The organism is Aliivibrio logei (assembly GCF_001691055.1).
GTDB classification, from domain to species: domain Bacteria; phylum Pseudomonadota; class Gammaproteobacteria; order Enterobacterales; family Vibrionaceae; genus Aliivibrio; species Aliivibrio salmonicida.
In genome coordinates this window covers 1-864 of the sequence record NZ_MAJU01000060.1, presented here as the reverse complement: position 1 = coordinate 864, position 864 = coordinate 1, and the positions used below count along the sequence as shown (strand labels likewise).

The 864-nt window shown below is 33.2% G+C and carries 1 pseudogene; it reads left to right on the top strand.

From position 1 onward, the window contains the following. Window positions 1–509: 509 nt before the first annotated feature. Window positions 510–864: pseudogene (locus tag A6E04_RS20785) on the top strand (porin); the annotation flags it as partial.

The window sequence follows — 864 nt, the reverse complement described above, 5'->3', positions numbered from 1 at the left end:
ATTAGCGAGTACATCAAAATCCCTTGAGATGTTGACGTATTGGTATGAGAAATCGTCAGTAGAAGATAAGTCGACTATTTTAACGTGGTTACTCCATCATAAATAAGACTTTAATTTCATATAGTTAAGGTTTTTTTGATTTTACTAGAGTGCGACTTAGTTCGCACTTTTTTGGTATTTAAAGTGAAGTAGTATCAATTTATGTAAATTAAGAGTGATCTGTATCTCTTGATTTATATGTTACTGACTCTTTTGTGAGAGTCTCTTCACTATTGCGTTTTTGTTGTTTTTTTATATTCTTATAAAACCCCGACTAAGTTATTGTTTTTGTTTGTTTATGTTTTTTTATTAAATTGCTGATTTGATCTTGATCACTCAATAAATATAACTAGATTTTCATTAGAAAAAAAGTTTGTCATATTTCACCTCAGACAATAAATCGAATGTATGGTTCCGTTTGGCGGCCAATTCAAAATGGACCTACATTTCTTAATTAGTTAAATGAAGGAATTATGACTATGTTCAAGAAAACATTGCTAGGTGCAGCTATTGCGTTAGTTGCTACTGGTGTTACAGCAAAAGAAGTGGGTAACAACTCTGATTTTAATGTTGAAGTTTACGGTGTAGCTGCTATCTCGTTGGTTAACTACAACACAACTGATAATAATGATGCAAGTTCTGGTTATGTAGTAGAAAATGAATCACGCATTGGTTTTCGTGCACATAAAGAAATGTTTGAAAATGTGTTAATTACAATGCAAATTGAATCTGGTTATGTAGATAGCACTGATTGGGGCCACGGTGGTGTTTCTGGTGGTACTCTTGGTTTCCGTGATACATTTGTTGGTGCATCAGGCGATTGGG